The organism is Halorubrum rarum (genome assembly GCF_048380895.1).
GTDB lineage: Archaea > Halobacteriota > Halobacteria > Halobacteriales > Haloferacaceae > Halorubrum.
The window spans coordinates 1-14,675 of sequence record NZ_JBLWMN010000018.1; the positions used below are offsets into that span (position 1 = coordinate 1).

The window sequence follows — 14,675 nt, forward strand, 5'->3', positions numbered from 1 at the left end:
CCTGACGGCCGCTCACGGGCGCACGCCACCGCATGCATTCTTTATAAGTAGCCATCGCCGTCGCTCACGATCGTTTAAATACTATATTACAACCGACGACCTGCAACACCCACTCCCGCCATCGATCACCGCTGTGTCTGTGCTGGCCGTAACGGGCTAAATATATCATATTCAGAGAATTTCAACAGAGCCGATCGGGTGGTTAGACGGATCTACGATATCCGTCAAAGAGTCGGTCGGGAAGCGTATGGGTGACGACTTCGGGGTCGATCGGAAGGCACAAACCGACGTTTGCGCCTTGGAAGCGTTTACGGTTCCCGTCTCCGTGTGTCGAGGTATGAACACGAAACGGGTGCTGGTCGTCGTCGCGGTGGCGGCGATGCTCGTGCTCGCCGGGTGTACGGGTGCGGACGACGCGGGCGACACTGCGGGCGGAGACGGTGCGATCGAGGGCGACGCGAGTCCGGACGACGCGGCCGACCGATCCACGACGTTCGAGGGTGACGACGTGGACGCAGATATCGCGGACGGAGACGTCGACCCCGCCGCGCTCGCCGCCGAGCAACAGCTGATACGAACCGGCCAACTCCGGCTGACCGTCGACGAGTTCGGCGAGAGCGACGCGGCGGTCCGAGCGGTTGCGTCGGAGCGCGGCGGCTTCGTGAGCGAGGCGACCCGCGAGACGACCGATCGACACGGCGAGGAGTACACCGTCGGAACGCTGGTTCTTCGGGTCCCGAGCAGCGAGTTCGACGCCGCGATGGCCGACGTCGAGGCGGTCGGCGACGTCGAGTCCGCGAGCACCGAAAGCGAGGACGTCTCCGATCAGCTGACGGACATCGACGCTCGGCTGGAGAACCTCCGTGCGGAGCGCGACCGACTCCGGGAGCTGTACGACGACGCCAACGAGACCGCCGACGTGCTGGCGGTCCAGTCGGAGCTGTCCAGCACACAGGAGCGGATCGAGCGACTCGAGGCTCGACAGGCCGACCTGGAGAATCGGGTCGCGCTCTCGACGATCCGCGTCACGCTCTCCGAGGAGCCCCCGGAGCCCGAGATCGAGGCGTGGCACGACACCGGCGTCGTGGCGGCGTTTCTCGAGTCCGTGAGCGGCGTCGGAACCGTTCTCCGGGCGACGGTCGTCGGGACGGCGTACGCGCTCCCGTACGTCCTCGCGTTCGGCGCGCCGCTGATCGGCGTCGGCGTGCTCGCGAGGCGGATCGCCACGACACCGTCGCTGACTGACGACGAGGACTGAGAGGGACGACGACGCGACCGACGGCTCATATCGCGATCATCGTCACGCCGATCACCGCGAGCACGGCGGCGATGATCCGGATCCGGAAGTGGCGCTCGCCGAGCAAAAGCCCCCCGAGGACGACCGCGACGATCGCCTGCGTGTTGATGATCGGCGAGGCGATGCTCGCGGGGAGGATAGCGAACGCGAGCGTCGTGGTGTGCTCGCCGAGTGCGACGACCCCGCCCGCGAGCGCGAATTTCGGGAGGTCCGCGCGCACGTCGCTCGGGGGATTCCGGACGGCACTCGGGAGGAGCACGGCCGCGACGCCGGCTAGTAGCAGCGGGACCCACAGCGTCTCGGGAATGGCGAGCTCCTGGAGGCCGACGCGTTTCCCGACGTCGCTCACCGCGAAACACATCGCGCTCAACAGGGCGAGCTGTGCGGGTCGCGACCGTGCGGCCTTCACGAACGGTTGAAAGAAGCCGCCGGGATCGTAGTTCGCGACGTACACCGCCAGGGTCGCGACGACGACGCCGGCGACCTCCAGCGGCGTCAGGACCTGTCCGAGCAGCAGGATCTCCATCGGGAGGACGAACATCGGGACGACCTTGTTGATCGGCGTGACGTAGGAGACGTCGCCGTCCGCGATCGCGACGAGGAACAGCACGAACGCGGCGGCCGTCGAGAGGACGGTGACGGCGACGACTGCGATCTCGGCCATCCCGAACGCGGTGAGAGACGCCGCGGTCACGCTCCCGTCCGAGACGACGACCGGAACGTACCACGCGATCGCGAACGCGTTGATCAGCACGGCCAGCGCGGCCGGCGGATACCCCTCGAAGAGGCGCTTCAGGAGGTAGATGTACACGCCCCAGACGACGGCGGCAGTCAGCGCGAACCCGAGTCCGGGATCCGCCACCCCGCCAAGTTCGAGCGTCACTGGGACGCCGGATCCGGGGTCCATCGATAGATTCGACGGCGGTGTCACTCAAGAGGGGTTCGATCCTCAGGGCGCGACGAGGTCGACGACCGTCTCCGCGTCGACGACGACGTTGTACGCGCCCTCGTCGTCGTTCCAGAGGACGAGCCCGTTCTCGACGAACACGACCGCGCCGTAGTCGGCCTCCCGAAGGTGACGGTTGAGCTCCGTCTCCCGGGTGCACACCGCGTAGTGTTCGACGCGCTGGGAGCCGTCGCCGATCTTATAAACCGCGTTGTCGCCCTCGCTGAGGTCGTGGCTGAGCTTCACCGCGAGGAGGTTCACGCGGTCCGTGACGTGCTCCTCCGAGTCGGCGAGCCGCGCGCATCGCCCCTCGCTCGCGCGGACGTCGACGCGGCGCTTCCCGTCGGTCCGGAGGATCGAGTAGGCGAACTGAACGTCGACGTTGCAGAACTCGCCCGGTTCGTCCTCGGGTCCGCGAGCCGCGTCCTCGTCGAGCCGTCGCTGGAACGGCGGGATCGCGAGGTCGTCCGCGACGTCGAACGACCAGCCGGGGTCCTCCGGCACCAGCCCGGGCCACAGCCGAAGCGTCGGAGAGTAGACGTCGACGCCGCGGTCGGGCGTCGCAACCGCACGCTCTATCTCGCGGAGCCCGGTCGCGGTGTTGAGGTCCGCCGGCGCGAGCGCGACGACGCTCCCGTCGTCGGCGATCGTCTCGAGCGCGGTATCGACGACTCGAACAGGGTCGTCGAGTTCCGACAGGACGTTTCCGAAGACAACGAGATCGAACGGCTCGCGCCCGTCTCCGTCCCCGAGGGCAGCAGACGGGGGCGCTCCGACGCCGAGCACCGATTCGACGGTCTCCCGGTGGATCGTCGGTCGGAAGTTGCGTCCGGTCTCCGAGAGCATCCGTTCGAGCACGTCCGCCGCGGGGCTCGGCTCGACGGCGTGGTACTCGACGATCGCGTCGTCGGAGAGGTAGTCGTGGAGTCCGAGCGCCGGGCCGCCCGTCCCGGCACCGATATCGAGCACGCGGAGGGTCCGATCGAGGAGCCCGTTCTCGACCAGATCGTCGAGGACGTATCCGATCGCCGCGTAGTAGTCCGGGAGGTGATAGATCGCGTAGCCGAGCGCGGCGATCCGGTCGTACGCGACGTCGTTCTCGAAGAAGTAGTCGGTTTTCAGTCGACGGATCGCCTCGCGCAACCGGTCGCCCGACGCTCCTCGGTGCCAGTTCGCACCGAACTCCTCGACGAGCAGGTCCTCCAGCGCGAACGCGTACGGCTCCGGAAACGCGGCGGGGCTCCAGTCGGGCGAACGGACCGGTTCGTCGTCGACCGGCACGAAGCACCCGTCGTCGCGCTCGCGGAGCCGCAGGTCGAACGCCTCCTCGCGGAGCGCCTCGCGAACCACCGCGGGATGTGGGAGCCCCTCGATGTACTCGGCGATCTCGTCGGGGTCGATCGGCCTGACGTTCCGCAGGTAGTTGGCGTTGTTCCGGACGGCCTGTCTGTCGATCATCGTCGGATTCGGGTCATTGTGGATGTGTCGGGGTCGGTCGTACGCACGGGCGATTCGCGGTCGTCGGGGTCGGTCGTACGCACGGGCGGTTCGTGGTCGTGCTCAGTCGTGTCGCTCTCGCGTCTCGCGGTCGCCGCGTGCGCGCTCGTACAGCTCCGCGAACCGCTCGGGATCGGCGTCGGCGATGTCGCGGGCCGCCGCTGCGACGTCGTCGGCCCCCGCGAACGCGCGCTGGATCTCGGCGTACACGGCGGGTGAGCCCTCCGTGACCGTGTCCGCGATCCCGTCGAGCGCTTCCGAGACGGGCGTGTGAAACTCATCGCGAACGTCGTCGCCGGCGAGCCGCCACGCGAGCACCGCGGCGTGTGCGCCGGCCTGCACGGTCTCCATCGCATTGTCGTGTTCCGCGGCCGTCGTCTCGAAGACGTCGTTGCCGCCGGCCTCGATCGCGTGGGTGAGCAACGAGACGTATGGACCCGCCTCGTCGACGACGACGGCGACGTTGCCCGGAACGCGGGGCGGCGCGAACAGCGGGTGATAGCTCGCGCGCTCGCGGTCGGGGGCGTGCTCACGCATCGCTGCGAGCGCATCGCTCATCTCGCCCGAGACGTCCACGACGGCGTGTTCCGCGCGAGCCGCGTACGCCTCGGCCGCCGTGGGAACCGCGGACATCGGCACCGCGAGACAGAGTACGTCGAACGTCGACGCGGCGTCCGGTGACGTCGTTTCGGCATCCCGCGACCGCGCCGCCTCGGCCGCGACGGCAGGATCCCGGTCGGCGAACGCCACGGTCGCGTCGACGGGCGAGGAGTCGGCGAGGACGGTGTCGGCGACCCATCGCCCCATCTCTCCCGCGCCCACGACGAGTAGCTCCATCGGTCGTCCGAACGGACGGCGTGCGGCCGTTAAAAGCGTTCGATGCTCGCTTATAAGACGCGTTCAATCGAAGCCGATGAACGGATCTCGGACCGCCCGACGTACTGATCGTTCGTAGGATATTTCCTTCGAGCATCGGTTACCGACGAATATTCGATCGATCTCGACGTTTTCCGTCGGTCCCACGCCCACCCTTAAAAAGAAGCCATGAACTCTGCTGAGTTATGCGGACGTATCTCACACAATATTTAACCCGAACGCAACCGTAATTCGCAGTATGGACTCCGACAGTCCCGCAAACGCGTGCATTGCCGGACGGCCGACGATCGAGCTCGGCGGTTCCTTTACATCCGGCAATACCCGCAAGCGCTTCACGTGGACTCGTCGGGCCTCGGTCGGCTCCGACTCCGCACGCCGCGCACGCGGCTATCGTGGGTCGCCCGCTTCCAGCCGTCCGCCCATCGGTGAGGGCCATCGTCGCTGAATGAGCGTCTCGAAGCACCCGATCGCGCTCCGGCTCGAACGGCGGGTCGGCGGCGCGACGAAACTGCTCGCGACCGTGATGGCGCTGCCGCTGATCGACGGGATATTTCCGGCGCTCGTGGTCGCCGGCGTCCTCGCCTCGCCGACGGGCGTGATCGAGACCGGGATCCTCATCTTCGGCGGCTCCGCCACGGTGGCGGTGATCCTCGCGGAGATGGACGGCTCCCGTCGGGAGATGGCGACGTCGGTGCTGCTCATCGGTGCCGTCATACTTCCCGTCGCGGCGCTCGAGGCCGCGCTCGCGCCGACGCTCGAGGGGTTCCTGAACCTCGCGATCTTCGAGCGGTTCGCCGGTCTCGTGATCCTCGCGATCGCCGCCAAAACCGCGAGCTCGGAGATCGGCGAGTACCTCCCCAGCCCCGCCGTCATCATCGGGCTCGGGCTCGTCGCCAGCTTCGACCCGTCGGGGTTCTCCGTCGAAGTGTCGATGGAGTACGTCGTTCCGGGGACCGCCGCGGCGGCGGTCGGCGTCGCCTTCGCGCTGGCGGTCGCGCTGCTGTCGCCCCAGCTGAAAAACCGGGTCGACATCGATCGGTTCCGCTTCGGCTCCGCGGTCGCGCTCGGCGTGCTCGCGCTCCCGATCCTGTTGAGGCCGTTCGGCCTCATGCAGACCGAGGCCCCGATCGCGTTGGCCGTGCTCGGCGTCACCGCCCTGTTCGCGTACGATCCCGACTCGGGACCCGTCGACGAGGTCGGCGGTCACGACGACGACCCGTCGACCGGCGCGCTCCCCGTGGACGGCGACGGTGACCGCGAGTCGGACGATGCGGATGAACGCGTGCGGTCGGCGGATGCGCCCGCGAGCGACTCGCCGGTCGAGCCGGCGGATGACGCGCGCAGTGGCGCACCCATGCCGGCGATCGGTGAGGACGTCACGGTGATGGCGAACGGCGGCGGCGTCGCGGACGACGAGGAGTCGACGGACCCGTTCGGCGACGAGGACTCTCGGGCCCCGTGGTTGTAACCGCGTCCGGTTACGGACGCGCCCCCGATCCGCCGCCCTTTAGGTGACATCGACGCCAACGGTGCGTATGTCCAATCGCGTCGTGCAGGGTCGGATGGTGACGCCCGGAAAGCTCGCGGAGATGGTCGAAGGCGGATCGGTTCTCGAAACCGAAGACATCGAGGACGCCGACCGCGACTGTCCCGACTGTGGCGGCGACGTCATCGCCGTCGGCTACATGCCGAGCGTGACGGAGTTCGTCACCGGCTACAAATGCCAGGAGTGTGACTGGTCGGACGACGACCGCGAGTAGGACCCGGCTCTCGTCCACGGATCGCTCCGGATCGAAACCCCTTTAGTCGTCTTCACGTAATCGACGAGTGCAGGATCACGCGGGGCTGTGGCCAAGCCAGGCATGGCGACTGACTCCAGAGGCTACGCCCGGGACGACACTCCAGACTGATATACCGAGCGGACGACTGATCATCGTTCGTGTTGACGACCCTCTGGAGTTCCGAGGCGAACCGGAGATATCAGTCGATCGGGGGTTCAAATCCCTCCGGCCCCATTCCCTTCCTTTCAAACCCAAAACCACCAGACGGCAGTAACCCGGTGTTGGGATAACAGTCTGAACGACTGGTTTCAGCGTCGATTTGAGTGGGTAACGGGTACAGCCACCACACCGTATAGCGATCATTTCGATACACGCTATCGGCAGAGATCGCTACATTTGGAAGGGGCGGAGTCTCCCCCGCTCGATGTGTTGAAAATGAAAGAGATATTCAGGGGTTTAATTTAGCGGCTATACTAAAATTATATTTTCTGCATATAATATATGAAAATATATGGGGATTGAAAAATACATATTAAGCAGGCAAAAATATTAGTATATCAGACTGTCAGGTACGTTGTAATGGTTCAATCGTCTTATGTTCGATTCGGAATTATTTGGGCGGTACTGGTAATGCTCGGATTCATCCTCGGGGCAGTATTCGGCCCGCCGGATGCTGGCACTAATTTCCAGATTGGGGTGGGAGTAATCCCCGTCGGCGCAGTTATTTCGTATCTTGTAGTATACAGAATGGACGTATTCGCTACAGAGGCTCCCGAAACTAAGTAACTCTCCTGTACTGCGCGATTTGCGTTTTATTTTGTTATAGCAAGTCAATATACTCCTTCCGACCTTCTCGCTCCTGCTCCTTCGTCCGGGCGTCGTAGTGCTTGTCCAAGACGGCGACAGACATATCGACCCGTTCACTCAACTTTTCCTTTGGCCAACCACGATTGATGTGGTAGGTGATCGAACCGCGACGAATAGGGTGAAGCGAGACGGACGATGGACAGCTCGGTGCCTGATCGACGGATTGGGCGGCGTCACAGTCGTTGACCACTCGGTCGTGGGGGCAGTTGTTCGTCAGAACGCATGGACGAGTGATCGGTACGAGCGTTTTGTACGCCCGCTGGCGAGGCACCCGGCTATTGATTGTCGTGAACAATCGTCCGCGCCGCACTGATCGGCGATCGACTGTAGAGTCCCGATCGGGATCTCGTCTTCGGACGCCATGGGAACAGTCACGATCCGGACTTCGTCCGTATCTGGTGACTCGTAGCGCATCTTCAGATGACTGCCGACGCGACCGACACGCCTGTAGCCGAAATCGTGGAGCACGGACGCAATCTCGCGTCCGGAGAAATTCGTCCGGACTTCACTTCATGAAGTCAGGAAGCTCCTCGTCGCCGGGTTCCGCGTCCTCGAGGCCCCACTCCTCGAGGTCCTCGTCGGTTACGGGCTCACCGCCGCCCTCGTGAAGTTCGATCGCCTCCGCGAGCATCCGGAGGGCTTCCGCTTTCGTGTCACGGAAGGACGCGACACCGGTCTCGATGTCCTTGGCGGTGATCGAGCCGTCATCCTCGTGAATGAACTCGACGCCCTCCCCGTTGGATGGGTCGCGTGTCGCACTCGCCATACTCTTCCTTCGCGGACCGCTCGAATAAGCGTTCTGTCCAATAAAGCCCGGCAAGTGTGAGGCGATCCGGCTCAGTTCCGTGCCCGAGACGCTCGATCCCTTGTTCTTGACCTGCGCTTTGAATTCGATCCCGGTGTCAGTTACCGTGTCTCTTTCAGTCGACCTTGTCAAACTGATCGTTCCACTGTTCCACGATCCAGATGCACTCAACGTAGATCTGCTGTACCACTGGGAAATCGTGAGAATATCATATTGCCACAATCGTTATACGACGGCACTCAGCAGTTGGTTTATTATCTCGGGTTGGAGGAAGTACTCGATCGTCATCGAGAGGATCGGAAGAAGTATCGACCCGATCAGCCGGGCGATGACGGACACTCGGAGCGGATACAACCGTACCTGTTGATACGTCTGGTACTCGTCCCGGAGTCGGGTGAGTTTCTGTTCGGTGACGGGATCCGTGTCCACGAGGTCCGCACCCGTTCGTGGTTCGCCGGCTGCCCGCTTCAACTCCTCGTACTGATCCCGTATGTTCTCGAGGATCCGCTGACGAATCGCGTTGGCGCGCTGACTGATCTTGATCGTTGGATAGAGAAACGAGAGTCCGATGAAAACGGCGTACACACCGCCCATCACGTAGATGAGAGCTCCCGCAGGTGGTCCGACCGTCGCAGCGTACTGTAGTTGAAGGGGAAGCAGTAGCGATCCGATAGAAAACAACCCGGTGGTTCGGATCGCGTACGTCCCGACGATGGTCATCCCGCCGAGTCCGTCCGGATGCATGGGATCGATGCGGAGTTCTAAGGAAGCGATGTTCCGAATAATAAGGACCGTCACGGCGACCAGCAAAAACCCGATGCCCACGATCACCCCGATCCAGAGCAGAACGGCAAACACCGCCCAAAACAGTGGATCAGTGGCACCGAAGAGGCCATGCTGCCGGATAAACGGGCCTCCTCGGACCATCAGGATCGGGATGGGGATCGACGCGAGGATGGCTGCCATCCACCAGTACCGATCGATCACACGGCTGTATCGATCTACCAAGCTCTGCGCCCGGTCTCGGTCCGACGAAGCCACAATCGCGGTTACGTCGCGGCGGAACGTCGGGAGGAGTTTCGCCTCGTAGTACCAGATCAGGTACGGGGCCACGAGCAGAATGAGGAATACTGCGGCGAAGCTGAAGAGGTAACCAAGGGTCATGTACTGCCAGCGAAAGATCGGATAAGCGACCAGTACGATAGTCGGTGGGAGACCGAACAGCAATGTGCTCGCCCCAGCATATGAGTTCACGCGCCGTTCTCCACGCTCAATCCATGCCGTGATCCACAAGTGACAGTCCAACGAGTCAGCATCCAGCGGGTGCCTTGCCTGTGATTCCTCCATAATTCATTCACTCGCTCGTCACGGTATTGATCGATACCGGATCTATAGGTTCTTTTGGCTCTAATGGAGCCATCTGGGGCGGATATCCAGAAAAGCTGCTCATCAGGCCCATCTTCGCGAGTTCGCTCTCATCTGGTCACAACGTCAGCAATGTCTCACCATGATCGACGTCGATGAACATCCGCGAATCGTTCGAAAAGGATGGTGGCCGAGGACAAACAAGATCGGTCACGACAGGCCGGCGGACCGAGAGGAACCCGAGACACAGTACGAGCAGATCGTGGACGACGCCGAGGCGTTTGCGCACGTCGACGTAGCCCGTGACCGTCTCGAACGGATCGAAGACGAGTGGAGCAAGCGGTAGTCGTCGCGGTTTCCCTTTGGCGGTGTGGCGGTTCTCACGACTCGCTGTTTGCCTCGGACAAATATCGGTCCTGCAGCCGTAGCTTGCAGGTGTTCATCGCCCAGTTCCGAGCGAGTCCGTGGACGTACTCGACTGCCCGCTCCGTATCGTTTAGATCGAAGTCATTCAGGTCTAATTCGACCTGATTCTGAACGTCGATCTCCTCCGTCGTGACCTCGCCGCGAAACACGGGACCGATCTTATTCGCCATCTCTCCTTCAAAAAGGACGAGGGTCCGTTCGCGTTCAATATCGATCTCGCGTAACCAGTAATTCATCTCCTGTATCACTGAGGAGTTGATCTCCTCGCGAGGAGGGCCATCGCCATACGGTTCGTCTTTGAACGCGCGATCTGGAAGTACGTTCGCACGGTCCAGTTCGTTTTCCAGAATGAAAAAGACGGCCACATCGGCGTGGTCCGCGAAATCATAGCTCACCTCGTGCCAGAACTCCGCTTTCTCGCGTGGGCTCGCTCCATCCGGTGGGCTGTCGTCCCGGTCGGAGCAGATCTTCGCCTGCTCGAACTCATTGTCTTGTAACTTGAGTTTGACCTCATTGAGAAAGGCCTCACAATCACCCGAGTACGGCCCGAAGATGTGAAGGCGGAGATAGCGATAGAGCGCCTTATCGGATTGTGAATTTGCTTTCGCAACCGCACCACTCAGTCCATCCGGGAATCGGTCGTCCATTCGCTAGTCATGTAATACCCTTCACCGATCCACTTAATTCTCGGTATCGTGAGCCGTCAATCATATAGTATAGGATTTCTTAGTAAAAATCTTTATATCCACGGGTACAGAAATCTTGACTGTAGACGCAGAACCAACGCAATGTGCCATGGGCGGGAATGCGTAACAAAACACACTGCCAGGAACCAAAGAGATCATGTCGAACAACCTAGCAAAAGAGAGGGCTGAACTGTTCCCTCTTGAAATCAGGCAGGCTATCGAAGCATTGGATAAGAAACACGGAAAGGCTATCGTCGCCACGTTGTTGGAGGAGGGACCACAGTCGTTCACTGAGCTGAAAGAGGATCTCGGGCTCTCGTCTTCGCAGATCACGAACGCGCTTGACGCGCTCACCATTGCGGGGCTCGTCAGGAAGCGGACGACGATCGACGATGAGAGCTCGTACAACGGACGGTACGAGATCAGCGAGTTCGGGTCTCGGTTCGTGTATCAGATGCTCGAGTCGCTCGGCTCCGTCGATTCGTTTGAGAGCCATGACGAACCGTATGAGCCAGTCACGAACTACCAGAACAAAGAGACCGGAAACGAGCCCGTGGTTGAGTCATATCACCGGCAGAAGCGGTCACTTGATGCGGGCTCCGAGCTCCCGGTCCAATGATTCCGGAACTCGATCTCCCGGAATACTACGTCGAGTCGGTTAACATCGACGTTAACCCGGAGATTGGGGAGACGGTCTACGGGCAGGTCTCGAGTCAGTTTTCGGTCCGGAATCCGCGGCTGTGCGAGGACCCCTCCGGACTAACGTGTGAAGCCGAGCTGCAACTCGATCTGTATCGTGACGATGAGGCACCGTGGCAACAGGAGAATCCGGAACAAGCGACGCAGTTCGGTCAGGTCGATATCGTGACACAGATCCTCGTTCCGGGTGATCACGAGGACCTCTCACCGTATTATGAAACGTGGGACGAGGGAACCTACACGGATGTCGATGACGCGTTCATACAGCACGTCGAATCTGGGGTGCTCCATCACGTGATCACGCCGGTCGGAGACCTCGTCGAAAAATCGTTCAGCGGCATCATTCCACGGATGGTGATCACGCAGCCCGATGACTCTGTCAACGGGCCTGCCGAAGCCGAAGAATAATATCGGATTTCTTAGTGAAAAATTGGCTCCGATGAGTCGGCCGATCGCCCACGTTGTACCGCTCTGGCCACGTGTCCCCGCACTTTCCCTCCTCGTTCATCGTTTCGAACCCTCCGATCCGGTTTCAGATCCTCGCGCCCGACGTCGCGATCGTCGACATGACCCGACAGGCGGCCGGCATCCATCCGGCCGCGTTCCACTCCGGTGAGGTGGTCGTGTGAACCGGACGTTGTAGACGTACAATAGCGGTTGCACGGTCAATCGGTACACGAACGCGGAAACCTGTCCGGGCTGCAGCGGTTACCGCTCGTATCGAACCTCTCGAGCCATCCCGGTCTCCATGTGGTAGAGGTGATGGCAGTGGAAGAACCACATACCGGGGTTCTCCGCAACGAAATCGATCGTGACCTGCCCCATGTGACCGGGGACGACGACCGTATCTTTCAGTACGTCACCGACCACGAAATGGTGTCCGTGGAGATGCATCGGGTGGCGCAGTGGACTTCGATTCTGCAACCGGAGTCGAACGTACTCGCCCTCCTCGATACGGATCGGATCGGCGTCCGGATACGCCTGCCCATCGATAGTCCATTCGTCTCCGCTTCCGCTCATCGGACCACCGGAAAGCGTGAGGTCGACCGTCCGATCCGGCGAGCCCGTGTACGCGTCGAGCGAGTCGATAGCGGTGAGATCCGAGAGCTGAAGGCGACGAGAACCGATCTCACCATCGGTGACATCTCCGTCGTGCCCTTCGTAGTCGAGAATGGCTCGGCCCCTGGGTGCGGACGTATCGAGTGGGGAGACTCGGATCGGCCATCTCCCTGCCGAGTCGGCCGCAACGACGACGTCGTATCGTTCCCCCATGCCGATATCGAGCGTATCGACGGTCACCGGTTCGACGGCTGGCCCGTCCGTATGGGTGGCGACGAGTGTGTGACCACCGATACCGAATCGGTAGGTCGTCGCCGCTGCGGCGTTGATGAGTCGGAGTCTGATTCGCTCGCCCGCTTCGACGTCGACAGTTGCCGGTTCGTCCGGGAGCCGTCCGTTGACCAGCGTCCCTTCCGCCGGCGGTGCGTCAGGGAATCCGCCACCGCCCATTCCGCCCCCACCTCCCCTTGCGGATACGACGCGTGGTTCGGTCGGGAGATACTCGTCGAGGACGAGCGTGGCTTCGGTGTCGTACTCGACGTGCGGTTCTCGCTCCTCGATAACGAGCGGACCGAGAAGCTCCCGATCCAGTTGTAGGCCGACGTGGCTGTGATACCAGTGTGTGCCAGCCGGTTCGGCGTCGAACTCGTAGACGAACTCCTCCCCGGGTTCGATCGCAGCCTGGGTGACGCCCGGAACGCCGTCCATCGCGTTGTCACCGTCGAGGACCATCCCGTGCCAGTGAATCGTCGTTTCCTCCGGCAGATCGTTCTCGACTGTGACGCGGACGCGTTCACCTTCCACCGCGCGAATTTCCGGCCCGGGATACTCGCCGTTGTACGTCCAGCCATCGTAGGACTCGTCGGTTGCGACCGACACGTCACTCTCGGTCGCAGTGAGATGGTACGATCGGTCCGGCTCGCCGTATCGCGGCTCCGGGAACTCGCGGTCGTCCAACGATCCAACGGAATCAGTTGTGGTATCGACACAGCCAGCGAGCACAGTGCTCCCCGCAATCACACCGGCTGTGAGCACATCTCGTCGACTGGTCCTCTCCCTGAATGAGTTCGTCATTAGATTGTATGTCCAACATCTCGCGGTCTATTCCGTGATCCAGCGATCGTCATCGGAATCGAATACGGTACCGAATGGTGTATGAGTTCCAAAACTATGATCGATCGGACCGGTGGTTCAGAAGCCCGTCACGAGTCTGGTGGGTGAACCGTTCCAGTTCGTGGCGTGCGGCCTCGGGCAGATTCCCAGAGGAAGCTCGTAACGCCGGCTGTACGTCCGGGTCCAGGTCCGTGTCTCCGACGGTCACGCGGCCGATCATCCCCAACCGGGACCCATCAATCCGTGTCATTGCTCACTCACAATAGTGTATTGGATATTGTGACATAAGAGCATTACTGTGCGATCCCACTACTCTGGGAGCGGCGCCCGTTCCGGGAATCTCTTCAAAAGTACTCTCCAATTCAGCTCCGGGGGATAGTCACACGGAGTACGATCACCGTTTTTCACCGTATCGCGAATCGCCAGTACGATTCGTCTCAAATCACTCCCTCCGTGGGTGTGCTTCCTACGGATATTATTGTGGTTGCACCCCTTGATCGATCAAAACAGGTACGGCACACCCGCTCCAATCATCAGGTATGAAACAGCACCACGATGCGTCGAGGTGGGACAGATGAACCGACGGCGGGCCGACGTGATGGCCGGTCTCCTCGTTTCCATCGTTCTCATCGTCGGCGGTGCGCTCAGTTGGCAAGCCTACCAGCAACAGCAAGCCTTCGACCAGATGGGGTCAATGATGGGTACGTCGATGGGAACGGTCCACGGAACGAGCCCACTCTGGTACGTTCTCGGGACCCTCCTCGTCTCGGCTGTCCTCGGTGGGGGCTATCTCGTGATCCGGGACGACCTCACCGACACAGCCGCACACGACCGCTCGCAGAGCAAGTCGACGGGTCCCGACCGCGAGAGTACTGACGTACAGACGGGACCCTCCCAATCAGCCGGGGCCATCACTCCCGAGTCACAGCCCCGGGCTCGCGTGCTGGATCTCGTGCCGGATGACGAACGCCGGATCCTCGAGCCCGTTCTCTCCTCGCCCGGCATCACACAGATCGAACTACGGGATCGGTCGGATTTCTCGAAGAGCAAGGTAAGTCAGACGGTTAGTGCCTTGGAGAAACGAGGGCTGTTGTATCGCGAACGCCAGGGGCGGACCTATCGCATCTATCCCAGCGACGATCTGCATCAGAACCAAGAGGAGTAAGCGCGGGTCGAACCGGAGCACCTCGCTCCCCGGAGAATTCGGCAGGGATGAACGATTCTGGCTCCGAAAAACGATTAGCTCTCTCGAGATACG

General features: G+C 61.8%; 17 protein-coding genes and 1 tRNA gene. 10 read left to right on the forward strand and 8 right to left on the reverse strand.

Annotated features, from left to right (window positions below; translation table 11 throughout):
• Positions 1-337: 337 nt before the first annotated feature.
• The gene (locus tag ACNSN7_RS12600; protein WP_418282650.1) at positions 338-1,258 is read left to right on the forward strand and encodes a DUF4349 domain-containing protein; all 921 of its coding nucleotides are present in this window, start codon (positions 338-340) and stop codon (positions 1,256-1,258) included.
• A gap of 25 nt (positions 1,259-1,283) precedes the next feature.
• Here ACNSN7_RS12600 and ACNSN7_RS12605 read toward each other — a convergent pair whose 3' ends face one another.
• From ACNSN7_RS12605 to ACNSN7_RS12615, 3 genes are all read right to left on the reverse strand, one after another.
• Entirely contained in the window at positions 1,284-2,204 is a 921-nt protein-coding gene (locus ACNSN7_RS12605; RefSeq protein ID WP_418282651.1) for an EamA family transporter, read from the reverse strand.
• 42 nt (positions 2,205-2,246) lie between these two features.
• Positions 2,247-3,701 (reverse strand): small ribosomal subunit Rsm22 family protein, encoded by a 1,455-nt coding sequence (locus ACNSN7_RS12610; protein ID WP_418282652.1) that lies wholly within the window; start codon positions 3,699-3,701, stop codon positions 2,247-2,249.
• Between the two features lie 102 nt (positions 3,702-3,803).
• On the reverse strand, positions 3,804-4,577 hold the full coding sequence (locus ACNSN7_RS12615; RefSeq protein WP_418282653.1) for an NAD(P)-binding domain-containing protein: 774 nt from the start codon (positions 4,575-4,577) through the stop codon (positions 3,804-3,806).
• A gap of 277 nt (positions 4,578-4,854) precedes the next feature.
• Here ACNSN7_RS12615 and ACNSN7_RS15555 point away from each other — a divergent pair, with 277 nt between their 5' ends.
• From ACNSN7_RS15555 to ACNSN7_RS12630, 4 genes are all read left to right on the forward strand, one after another.
• Entirely contained in the window at positions 4,855-5,061 is a 207-nt protein-coding gene (locus tag ACNSN7_RS15555; RefSeq protein ID WP_496923307.1) for a DUF8099 family protein, read from the forward strand.
• Positions 5,062-6,084, forward strand: coding sequence for a DUF5794 domain-containing protein (locus tag ACNSN7_RS12620; protein WP_418282654.1), 1,023 nt, complete (start codon positions 5,062-5,064; stop codon positions 6,082-6,084). It abuts the gene before it with no gap.
• A 67-nt stretch (positions 6,085-6,151) separates the two neighbouring features.
• On the forward strand, positions 6,152-6,376 hold the full coding sequence (locus ACNSN7_RS12625; protein WP_418282655.1) for a DUF5795 family protein: 225 nt from the start codon (positions 6,152-6,154) through the stop codon (positions 6,374-6,376).
• A gap of 81 nt (positions 6,377-6,457) precedes the next feature.
• Positions 6,458-6,631 (forward strand) — tRNA-Trp (locus tag ACNSN7_RS12630).
• Between the two features lie 846 nt (positions 6,632-7,477).
• Here ACNSN7_RS12630 and ACNSN7_RS12635 read toward each other — a convergent pair.
• From ACNSN7_RS12635 to ACNSN7_RS12645, 3 genes are all read right to left on the reverse strand, one after another.
• Complete coding sequence (locus tag ACNSN7_RS12635; protein ID WP_418282734.1) at positions 7,478-7,741, reverse strand: type II toxin-antitoxin system HicA family toxin; 264 nt, start codon at positions 7,739-7,741, stop codon at positions 7,478-7,480.
• A gap of 28 nt (positions 7,742-7,769) precedes the next feature.
• Entirely contained in the window at positions 7,770-8,030 is a 261-nt protein-coding gene (locus ACNSN7_RS12640) for a type II toxin-antitoxin system HicB family antitoxin (protein WP_418282656.1), read from the reverse strand.
• Between the two features lie 264 nt (positions 8,031-8,294).
• Positions 8,295-9,416 carry a hypothetical protein gene (locus tag ACNSN7_RS12645; RefSeq protein WP_418282657.1) on the reverse strand — a complete coding sequence of 374 codons (1,122 nt, stop codon included), beginning with the start codon at positions 9,414-9,416 and terminating at the stop codon, positions 8,295-8,297.
• A gap of 160 nt (positions 9,417-9,576) precedes the next feature.
• On the opposite strand from ACNSN7_RS12645, the gene ACNSN7_RS12650 reads away from it, so the two are divergent.
• Complete coding sequence (locus ACNSN7_RS12650) at positions 9,577-9,780, forward strand: hypothetical protein (protein WP_418282658.1); 204 nt, start codon at positions 9,577-9,579, stop codon at positions 9,778-9,780.
• 34 nt (positions 9,781-9,814) lie between these two features.
• Here the strand turns inward: ACNSN7_RS12650 and ACNSN7_RS12655 are convergent, their stop codons facing one another.
• Positions 9,815-10,507: a hypothetical protein gene (locus tag ACNSN7_RS12655; protein ID WP_418282659.1), complete on the reverse strand. Its 693-nt coding sequence runs from the start codon at positions 10,505-10,507 to the stop codon at positions 9,815-9,817.
• Positions 10,508-10,703: 196 nt separating this feature from the next.
• Here ACNSN7_RS12655 and ACNSN7_RS12660 point away from each other — a divergent pair, with 196 nt between their 5' ends.
• From ACNSN7_RS12660 to ACNSN7_RS12670, 3 genes are all read left to right on the forward strand, one after another.
• Positions 10,704-11,165 (forward strand): MarR family transcriptional regulator, encoded by a 462-nt coding sequence (locus ACNSN7_RS12660; protein WP_418282660.1) that lies wholly within the window; start codon positions 10,704-10,706, stop codon positions 11,163-11,165.
• Between the two features lie 245 nt (positions 11,166-11,410).
• Positions 11,411-11,653, forward strand: coding sequence for a hypothetical protein (locus tag ACNSN7_RS12665; protein ID WP_418282661.1), 243 nt, complete (start codon positions 11,411-11,413; stop codon positions 11,651-11,653).
• A gap of 71 nt (positions 11,654-11,724) precedes the next feature.
• The gene (locus ACNSN7_RS12670; RefSeq protein WP_418282662.1) at positions 11,725-11,874 is read left to right on the forward strand and encodes a hypothetical protein; all 150 of its coding nucleotides are present in this window, start codon (positions 11,725-11,727) and stop codon (positions 11,872-11,874) included.
• Between the two features lie 79 nt (positions 11,875-11,953).
• Here ACNSN7_RS12670 and ACNSN7_RS12675 read toward each other — a convergent pair whose 3' ends face one another.
• Positions 11,954-13,261 (reverse strand): multicopper oxidase family protein, encoded by a 1,308-nt coding sequence (locus tag ACNSN7_RS12675; RefSeq protein WP_418282663.1) that lies wholly within the window; start codon positions 13,259-13,261, stop codon positions 11,954-11,956.
• Between the two features lie 730 nt (positions 13,262-13,991).
• On the opposite strand from ACNSN7_RS12675, the gene ACNSN7_RS12680 reads away from it, so the two are divergent.
• Positions 13,992-14,582 carry a helix-turn-helix transcriptional regulator gene (locus ACNSN7_RS12680; RefSeq protein ID WP_418282664.1) on the forward strand — a complete coding sequence of 197 codons (591 nt, stop codon included), beginning with the start codon at positions 13,992-13,994 and terminating at the stop codon, positions 14,580-14,582.
• Positions 14,583-14,675: the final 93 nt, after the last annotated feature.

Bases quoted from the DNA above. Each gene is read 5' to 3' on its own strand.
- ACNSN7_RS12600 (WP_418282650.1), top strand. From the start codon at position 338: ATGAACACGAAACGGGTGCTGGTCGTCGTCGCGGTGGCGGCGATGCTC.
- ACNSN7_RS12605 (WP_418282651.1), bottom strand. From the start codon at position 2,204: ATGGACCCCGGATCCGGCGTCCCAGTGACGCTCGAACTTGGCGGGGTG.
- ACNSN7_RS12610 (WP_418282652.1), bottom strand. From the start codon at position 3,701: ATGATCGACAGACAGGCCGTCCGGAACAACGCCAACTACCTGCGGAAC.
- ACNSN7_RS12615 (WP_418282653.1), bottom strand. From the start codon at position 4,577: ATGGAGCTACTCGTCGTGGGCGCGGGAGAGATGGGGCGATGGGTCGCC.
- ACNSN7_RS15555 (WP_496923307.1), top strand. From the start codon at position 4,855: ATGGACTCCGACAGTCCCGCAAACGCGTGCATTGCCGGACGGCCGACG.
- ACNSN7_RS12620 (WP_418282654.1), top strand. From the start codon at position 5,062: ATGAGCGTCTCGAAGCACCCGATCGCGCTCCGGCTCGAACGGCGGGTC.
- ACNSN7_RS12625 (WP_418282655.1), top strand. From the start codon at position 6,152: ATGTCCAATCGCGTCGTGCAGGGTCGGATGGTGACGCCCGGAAAGCTC.
- ACNSN7_RS12640 (WP_418282656.1), bottom strand. From the start codon at position 8,030: ATGGCGAGTGCGACACGCGACCCATCCAACGGGGAGGGCGTCGAGTTC.
- ACNSN7_RS12645 (WP_418282657.1), bottom strand. From the start codon at position 9,416: ATGGAGGAATCACAGGCAAGGCACCCGCTGGATGCTGACTCGTTGGAC.
- ACNSN7_RS12650 (WP_418282658.1), top strand. From the start codon at position 9,577: ATGATCGACGTCGATGAACATCCGCGAATCGTTCGAAAAGGATGGTGG.
- ACNSN7_RS12655 (WP_418282659.1), bottom strand. From the start codon at position 10,507: ATGGACGACCGATTCCCGGATGGACTGAGTGGTGCGGTTGCGAAAGCA.
- ACNSN7_RS12660 (WP_418282660.1), top strand. From the start codon at position 10,704: ATGTCGAACAACCTAGCAAAAGAGAGGGCTGAACTGTTCCCTCTTGAA.
- ACNSN7_RS12680 (WP_418282664.1), top strand. From the start codon at position 13,992: ATGAACCGACGGCGGGCCGACGTGATGGCCGGTCTCCTCGTTTCCATC.